This is a genomic window from Streptomyces sp. 549, from assembly GCF_030124175.1.
In the GTDB taxonomy this organism is placed as follows: domain Bacteria; phylum Actinomycetota; class Actinomycetes; order Streptomycetales; family Streptomycetaceae; genus Streptomyces.
On the sequence record NZ_JASKMT010000051.1, the window covers coordinates 1 to 9,079 of the forward strand.

Sequence of the window (9,079 nt, forward strand, 5' to 3'; positions counted from 1 at the left end):
CTGTGCTCGTCGTCGCTGGTCGCCCTGCACACCGCGGTGCGCAGCATCCGGGACGGCGAGTGCGAGCAGGCCGTCGTCGCCGGCGTGCACCTGGCCATGTCGCCGCAGTACTTCCAGCTGGGCTCGCGCCTCCGCTCGTTCTCCCCGTCCAACGCCCTGCGTCCGTTCGACGCGGGTGCGGATGGGTTCGTGCCGGGTGAGGGTGTGGTGACGGTGGTGGTCAAGCCGCTGCGGGCCGCGTTGCGGGACGGTGACCGCATCCGCGGTGTGATCAAGGGAAGCGCGGTCAACCACGGCGGCCGCACGAGCGGGCTCACGGTCCCCAGCAGCGCGGCGCAGCAGGAGGTGATCTCTGCGGCGTTGGGGGATGCGGGGGTGTCGGTGGAGTCGATCGGGTTGGTGGAGGCGCACGGGACGGGGACGGGTCTGGGTGATCCGATCGAGGTCGAGGGTCTGACGCGTGCCTGGCGTGCGATGACGCAGCGGTCGCAGTTCTGTGCGATCGGTTCGTTGAAGGGGAACGTGGGCCATCTGGAACCGGCGGCGGGACTGGCGGGACTGGTGAAGGTCCTCCTGGCCTTCGAGCACGAGGTGATCCCGCCGTCCCTGCACGTGGTACGGCCCAACGACCACATCCACTTCGAGCAGACACCGTTCTACCTCGCCGACCGCGCACGCCGATGGCCACGCGGACACCAACCGCGACGGGCCGCGGTCAGCGCGTTCGGGATGGGCGGCGTGAACGCCCACGTCATCATCGAGGAACCACCCACGGCACCGGCACGTGAGACGGTCGCGCAGGACTCCTATGTGGTGCGGGTGAGTGCGGCCGACGAGACGGCGGTGCGGTCGCTGGCGGACGCCTATGCCGACCGGTTCGACGCGGCAGGCGACGAGTGGGAGACCGCGGACCTCTGCCACACCGCCAACACCGGCCGTTCCCCGCTGGAGTTCCAGACCGCCGTCCACGGACACTCGGCCGCCGAACTCGCCGCCGGCCTACGCTCCGTCGCGGCCGGCAGCGTGCCGGTGGCCCGTGTCGACATCGACCTGACCGCCGAAGAGGCAGCGAGCCGCACCGGTGCGGCCACCGCGCCCCGCCGGCCCGCCGACGCGGCGGCGCTGGCCGGGGCCGGGTACGCGCACGTCGACTGGGCCTCGCTCTCCGCTGCGGGCGCCCGCGTCACGGGACTGCCCACCTATCCGTTCGCGCGTCGATCCTTCTGGCACACCACCGACCCGGCAGGCACTCCGCTCCCCGCGCCGACGGGCGGTGGGGCGGTCCGCGTCGAGTGGCGCCCCCGCGAACTGGAACCCGCCACCGCGGCCGGCCCGGTCACGGTGCGCCTGGTCGCCGCCGACCCCACGATCGTGCACGCGCTGACGCGGGCCCTCAACGGCCGGGGTGTGACCGTCGCCGAGCCCGGCCGGCAGGCGGAAGCGGTCCTCGTGGTCGACGCCCCGGGCAGCCGGGCGGAACAGGACGGCCAGATCCACGACCTGAGCGCGTTCTGGGCCGAACTGGGCGGCCTGGTGAAGACGCTGCCCGCGCACGGGAAACTGCTCTGGGCCGGATTCCACGACGTGGCCGTGCACCCCGGCGAGCGCGGTGGCCTCCCCCCCGAGCGGGCAGCGATGGCCATGGCGGTCCGGGCCGCCGGAGCGGAGAGCCGCAAGCCCACCGCGGTCGTCCACCTGGACCCGGCCGACCCGGTCGAGGTGCAGGCCGACCGCCTGGCGGCCGAGTTCGGCGCCCTGGTAGCCGGCACGGCGGCCGGATCCGACGACGGCACGGCGGTTGCCGCCTACCGGCGAGGTGTGAGGTACACGCCGGAACCCGCGCCCGCGTCCCCGGGCCCGGCCTACACCCTTCCCACCGACGGGTACTACCTGGTCACCGGAGGGCTGGGCGCCGTGGGACTGCACCTGACCGAGCGGCTGATCGACCGGGGGGCCAGACGCGTCGGCATCGTCGGCCGGTCGGCCGTCGACGCCGAGCGCTCCGCCTCCCTGCGGGGGCTGGCAGGGCGTGCCGAAGTCGAGTACCTGGCCTGTGACGTGTCCGACCCGGCGGCGCTCGCCGCGGCGGCTGAGCAACTCGGCCGGCGCTGGGGGCGGCTGGTCGGGGTCGTGCACTCCTCCGGCGGGGTCAACCCCTTCGGGGCGATGCACCGCCGGCCGTGGAGCGACGCCGAGAAGGTACTCGCCCCCAAGGTCGCCGGCTCGCTCAACGTCGTCCGACTGGCGAAGGATCAGGTCGCCGACTTCGCGGTCCTGGTGTCCTCGATCGCCGGCACGCAGGCACTGGCCGGCCGGGGGCTGGTCGACTACAGCCTCGCCAACGCCTACCAGTTGGCCCTCGCCGAGCGGGAGAACGGCGCCGTCACCACGGTCACCGCGCACGCGTGGCCCAACTGGACGGGGATCGGCATGAAGGCGGACGCGTCCTTCTCCGCGGCGTACTCGATCAGCGCCGACCAGGCGCTGGACGCCTTCTGCGACCACCTGCGGTCGGGCGGCGCCGTGATCTTCCCGGGAAGTGCTCCGCCCACCCCACCGGAGGTCGCCTCATCCGTCGAGTCCGCCCCGACGACGGCCCGGACCGAGACCCCCTTCGTCGCCACGCCGGCACATGCCGGGCAGCACAGCGCGGAGATGCGCGCCCGGGTCCGGGAGGCCTTCCTCCACGTGCTGGGGGAGGACCCCGGGGACCGCCCGCTCCCCGAGCTGGGGCTGGACTCCCTGGTGATCGCCGAACTGACCACGGCTCTTGAGCAGCGCAGCGGCCTGACCGTCGATCCGTCGCTGCTCATGCGGGCACGTACGGCCGAGGACATCGCGTCCGGGCTCGCCGCCCATGAGGCGCCGGCCTCCCACCGTCCGCCCACTCCCGACCACGACGACATGCCCGTCCCGGCCCTGAGCGCCCTGCTGCGTCCGCTGCTCAACCACGGCGGACAGCGATGACCGGGGCGGGTGCGGCCGGAGAGCCGGACGAGAGGACCACTGTGAGCGAGCAGGACACCCGCATCGCTGTGATCGGCCTTGCGGTACGGCTCCCGGGCGCCGAGGACGTCGCCGACCTGACGGCTCTGCTGGGCCGGGAGGGGACCGAGGTCGGGGAGGTCCCGCCGAGCCGGTGGGCCCGCGAGCTGTACCGGGGCGCAGAGCCCCACCAGGGCACGCACCACCGCGGTGCGTTCCTGGTGGATCCCTTCTCCTTCGACCACGAGGCGTTCGGTCTGACCGCCGAGGACGCCGTGCTCCTCGACCCCCAGCAGCGGGTGATGCTGGAGGTCGGCGCGCGGGCCCTGGAGGACTCCGGATACCTGGGTGCGAGCCGCCGACTCGACGCCGGGGTGTTCGTCGGCGCCCGCATGAACGCGTACGGATTCGACCAGGGCCGCGGGTTGGGCCCGCCCGGCGCACCGGACTCCCCCGGCACACCCGGTGCGGCCGGGACCGGCGGGCCGGGGGCCGCCGCGCTGTGGGGACGGTCGCAGAACTTCATGGCGGCCTGGTTGTCCGACCGCTTCGACCTGGCGGGCCCGAGCCTGGTGGTCGACACCGCCTGCTCGTCCTCGCTCTCAGCGGTCTGGCTCGCCTGCCAGAGCCTGGCGGCCGGGACATGTGAGCTCGCCCTGGTCGGCGCGGTGGACCTGCTGATCGACCCGCTGACATTCGTTCTCCTCTCCCGCACCGGCGCGCTGTCCCCGGACGGGCTGTGCCATACCTTCGACAGCAAGGCCAACGGCTACGTGCCCGGTGAGGGAGCCGCGGCGCTGGTGTTGAAGCCGATGCCTGCGGCGCTGGCCGACGGAGACCTGGTCCTCGGAGCCATCAGCGGGGTCGCCGTCAACAACGACGGCCGCACCATGGGCGTCACCACACCCAACCTCGAAGCCCAGCTCGACCTGCTGGCCAAGGCCTACAGGACGATCGACCCGGCCACCGTCCAGTACGTCGAGGCACACGGCACCGGCACCGCCATCGGCGACCCGATCGAAGTACGGGCACTCACCGAGGTCTTCGGCCGCCATGGCGTCGCCCGGAACTCGGTGGCGCTCGGCTCGATCAAGCGCCGGATCGGCCATCTGCACTCGGCGTCGGGCCTGGCCGGACTCGCGAAGATCATCGTCGCGCTGCGCGAGGGCACCGTCCCGGCGGTGGCGGTGGACTCGCCCAACCCGCGCCTCAACCTCGCCGACAGCCCCTTCCATCTCCCCGGCACCTGTCGCCCCTGGCCGGACGCGCCGGTGCGCCGGGCCGCGGTGAGCGGATTCGGATTCGGCGGCACCAACGCCCACGTGGTGGCCGAAGCCGCCCCCGACCGGCCCGGCACACACGCCGGGCCGGTCGGCGACGACGGGCAACCCGGACCGGTCCACGTGCTGCCGCTGTCCGCCGACAGCCCGTACGCGCTGCGCGAACTGGTCGCCCAGTGGCTGGAGTTCCTCCCGGCCCTGGCGGACCGGCCCGGTGAACTCGGCGACGTGTGCGCCACGGCCCGACTGGCGCGACCCCACCGTACCGAGCGAATGGCCGTCGTCGGAACGGACGCGGACCAGCTGGCCACCGCGCTGCGCGCATGGCTCCTGCGGCCCGGCGCACCACCGCACGCCGGCCTTGACGGTCCTGCTCGCACCGCCGAACCGGTCCGTCTGTCGGTACGTCCCGAGGCGTCCGCGGCCCCGCCCGTATGGCTGACGGCACTCGACCGCTCCCTGCCGTCCGTGCACGGGTGCGTCAGCCTGTTCGAAGCCGCCGCCGGTACCCGGCTGACCGGGTTCTCCGGTGAGCTGCTGCGAATCCTGTCCGGGGTCTGCCTCACTGTCGCGCTGCGTGACCTGGGACTGCCCGAGGGCGCGGTGGACCTGCCCCCGGGCTGGGAGGCCGTGGGGGACTTCGTCCGAGGACGTGTTCCGCTGGAGCAGGCCGTGGGCGAGGTGCTGCGCAGTGAGAGCGACCCGACGCGTGCCCCCCAGGGCGGTGCCCGTGCGGGCGGTCACGACGTCGGGGCGCGGCTGGCCGCGGCCCGCGACGACCACGAGGTCGCCGTGGCCCTCGCCGCGCTCACCGCCGAGCTGTTCCAGGCCGGTCATGACATCGGTTGGGCAGCGTTCCAGAAGGCCGCGGGCACGGCGTGGAGCAAGCGCCTTCTGCCCTTCGCCCAGCCACGCGGCCGGGCCCTGGACCTCGCCGAGCCGCGCCGCTCGGCGGAACCCGGGACGCCCGCTGAGCTGGTGTCGGACGAGGGCGCGGCCGGGTACACCTTCGCCCGTGTCTTCGGGCCGGGCGAGGCGCCCATCGCCCAGCACGCCGTGTACCGCACGCTCATGCTCCCGGGTGTGGCGTGGTTCGACTTCCTGCGCGAAGGTGCGGCACTGCGCGGCGAACCCTTCCACGGGGCCCGTGACGTGCTCTTCCACCGCCCCCTCATCCCGTCCGAGGCCCGCCGGGTGGTCGGCCGGGTCGACGCGGACGGGCGGTTCAGGGTGGAGGACACGGAGAGCGGGGAGCTCTTCGTCACCGGCCGGCTCGTCACCGAGCGCCTTCCCGAGCAGCCGCTCCCCGTCCCCCTCGACGCCCTGCTGGCCGACGCCCGCTCCACCGTTCACGCCGGTTCCGGCCTCTACCGGTGGCTGAGGCGGATCGGCTACCACCACGGCCGCTACTACCGGAACATCTCCTGGGTGACGAGCCTGCCGGACGGCGGGACGCTCGCCCGGATCGAAGGCGCCCGGCAACGGGAGATGAACCCGCCCGGCGTGCAGCTGTTCCCCGGTCTCCTGGACAGCGTGACGATCGCGGCGATCGACCCGGCCAACCCGGTGTTCGGCGCGGTCGACGCGTCCGCCTTCATCCCGCTCTCGGTGGGCCGGCTGGACGTCCTCGGCCCGCTGACCGACGCCGCCTACGTGCGGACGGAGACCGCCTTCTGGAACGACGAGGCCTGTCGGGTCACCCAGACCGTCACCGATGAGGCGGGCAGGGCTCTGCTGGTCTTCGGCGACATGTCGTCCAAGCGGGTTCCCGTCAGGGCGTTCAGCGAGGGAGGCGTGCCCTCGCCGGACGAGCCCGTCGCCCCGCAGCCGTCGGAGCCCGCGTCCGTCGCACCGCCGCGCTCGGGGCCGTCCGCCCCCGCTCCGACGCCGCCTGACCCCGCGACCTCCGCCGCTCCGGCGGCGCCCCCGGCCCCCGCGGCGCCCCCGGCCTCCGCCGCCTCCAGGAACGCGCGGGCGCTCACCTGGTTCCTGACGTTGACGGGCACCTCCGAGGAACACGCCGACACGGAGTTCCTGTCCGCCGGTTTCGACTCGGTCGGCCTGGTGACCCTGAGCGAGCGCATCTCCCAGGAACACGACCTGTCCCTCTACCCGACGGTGTTCTTCGAGTACCCGACGCCCCGGCAGTTCGCCGACTTCCTCGCGGAGGAGGCGCCAGGGCTCGTCGACACGCTGGCGACCCCGGCAGCCCCGGCAGCCCCGGCAGCCCCGGCAGCCCCGGCAGCCCCGGCACCCGAGGAGCCGCGCCCGGCGGCGGAACCCGCACCGGTGGCGCGGCCAACCGTCACTCCGCGAGGGCCCGTCGCCGCACACGAGGCCGAACCCCCCGTGGACGCCCCGGCGTCCCGGCCCCGCGACGTCGCGGTGGTGGGTGCCGCGGTCAGGCTGCCCACCGCGAACGACCTGACCGCCTTCGCCGAACTGCTCGTCCAAGGCCGGGACACGGTGCGCCCGCTGCCCGAGGGCCGGTGGAGCCACGCGGCCGAGCCGGTCCCGCACGCCTCGTTCCTGGACCACGTCGACGAGTTCGATCCGGCCCCCTTCCGGATCTCGGCCCGCGAGGCCCCTCTGATCGACCCGCAGGCGCGGATCGTCTACGAGACGATCTGGGAGGCCCTGGAGGACGGTGGCCGGATCGGCGCCCGTGCCGACGGCGGCAGCACCGGCTTGTGGATCGCGTACAGCCACGACCACTACCACGAGGAGCGGGTGCGCCACGGCGTGCCCGAGGGGCGGGGCCTGGGGCTGGAGGCGATGATCGCCAACCGGCTGTCCTACCTGATGGACTGGCGCGGCCCCAGCGGGCTGGTCAACACCCTGTGCTCGTCCTCTCTGGTCGCCCTGCACTCGGCCCTCCAGCACCTTCGCACCGGCGACATCGACACGGCGGTGATCGGGGCCGTGCACGCCGGCCTCAGCCCGGAGTACTTCCGGTCGATGGGCGACCTGATGGCACTGTCACCCCGGCACCGCAGCCGTGCCTTCGACAGCACCGCGGACGGATTCGTCCCGGGAGAGGGAGCCGTGGCCGTGGTCCTGCGGCGGTACGACGACGCCGTCCGGGACGGTGACCGGATTCGCGGCGTGGTCAAGGGAGCGGCGGTCAACCACGGCGGACGTACCACCCGCTACTCGGCCCCCAGCCCGCGCGCACAACACGACGTCATTACTGCGGCGTTGGGGGATGCGGGGGTGTCGGTGGAGTCGATCGGGTTGGTGGAGGCGCACGGGACGGGGACGGGTCTGGGTGATCCGATCGAGGTCGAGGGTCTGACGCGTGCCTGGCGTGCGATGACGCAGCGGTCGCAGTTCTGTGCGATCGGTTCGTTGAAGGGGAACGTGGGCCATCTGGAACCGGCGGCGGGACTGGCGGGACTGGTGAAGGTCCTCCTGGCCTTCGAGCACGAGGTGATCCCGCCGTCCCTGCACGTGGTACGGCCCAACGACCACATCCACTTCGAGCAGACACCGTTCTACCTCGCCGACCGCGCACGCCGATGGCCACGCGGACACCAACCGCGACGGGCCGCGGTCAGCGCGTTCGGGATGGGCGGCGTGAACGCCCACGTCATCATCGAGGAACCACCCACGGCACCGGCACGTGAGACGGTCGCGCAGGACTCCTATGTGGTGCGGGTGAGTGCGGCCGACGAGACGGCGGTGCGGTCGCTGGCGGACGCCTATGCCGACCGGTTCGACGCGGCAGGCGACGAGGAGCTGGGCGATGTCGCGTTCACGGCGAACGTGGGCCGGGCGGTCCACCGGTTCCGTGCGGTGGTGCAGGGCGGTGACGGGCGTGAGCTGGCCGCGGGGTTGAGGAAGATCGCGGCCGGGGAGGTGCCGGTGGCGCGCAAGGGCGGGTCGCCGGTGCCGGTGGTGTTCATGTTCACCGGTCAGGGTTCGCAGTACGCGGGTATGGGCCGTGGCTTGTATGAGGCGGAGCCGGTGTTCAGGGCGGCGTTGGATGAGTGTGCCGGGTTGCTGGCGCCTCATGTGGACGTGCCGCTGATGGAGTTGCTGTCCGGTCAGGTGGGCGGGCGGTTGGAGCGGACGCGGTACGCGCAGGTGTCGATCGTGTCGGTGCAGGTGGCGTTGGTGGCCTGGCTGGAGTCGGTCGGGGTGCGTGCGGACGCGGTGGTGGGCCACAGCCTGGGCGAGCTGACGGCCGGCTGGGCCGCGGGTGTGCTGCGGCTGGATGACCTGCTGCGGTTGACCGCGTTGCGCGGGGAGTTGATGGAGTCCCAGCCCGGCCACGGCGCGATGGCCGTGGTGCACGCGGACACCCAAGCGGTGGTATCGGCACTGGCCGCGCATCCGCAGGTGGAGATCGCCGCGTTCAACGCACCACACGTGGTGACGGTCACCGGTGAAGCGGACGCGGTGGCCCGGTTCCGCGCGGAGGCAGGTCTGCGGACCGCGCCCCTGGCAGTGAGCCACGCCTTCCACTCCGCGGCCATGGCCGGCGCGGTCGAACCCTTCGCGAAGGCGATCGCACAAGTAGAACTGACAGCCCCGGCGGTGGCGTTCGCCACCACCGTCTCCGGTGGGTGGCACACCGCGCAGTCAGCCACCGACCCCCACCACTGGGCCCGCGCCATCCGCGAGCCGGTGCGGTTCAGCGAAGCGATCACCACCCTCACCGGATTCGGCCCGGGAGCGGTATGGGAGATCGGCCCCCACCCCCAACTCACCACACTGGCACGCGCCTCCTGGACCGGACCCCCACCAGGCTGGCTCACCACCCTGCGACAAGACCACAACGACCAAACCCAGATCCACCAGGCATTGACCAC

At 73.2% G+C, this 9,079-nt stretch carries 2 protein-coding genes; both read left to right on the plus strand.

The genetic code is table 11. The features are described from left to right. On the plus strand, positions 1 to 2,967 hold a 2,967-nt coding region (locus QNO07_RS27210; RefSeq protein ID WP_283995204.1), incomplete at its 5' end, for an SDR family oxidoreductase. A gap of 41 nt (positions 2,968 to 3,008) precedes the next feature. Then, positions 3,009 to 9,079 (plus strand): type I polyketide synthase (locus tag QNO07_RS27215; protein ID WP_283995206.1); only part of this gene is annotated, 6,071 nt, incomplete at its 3' end.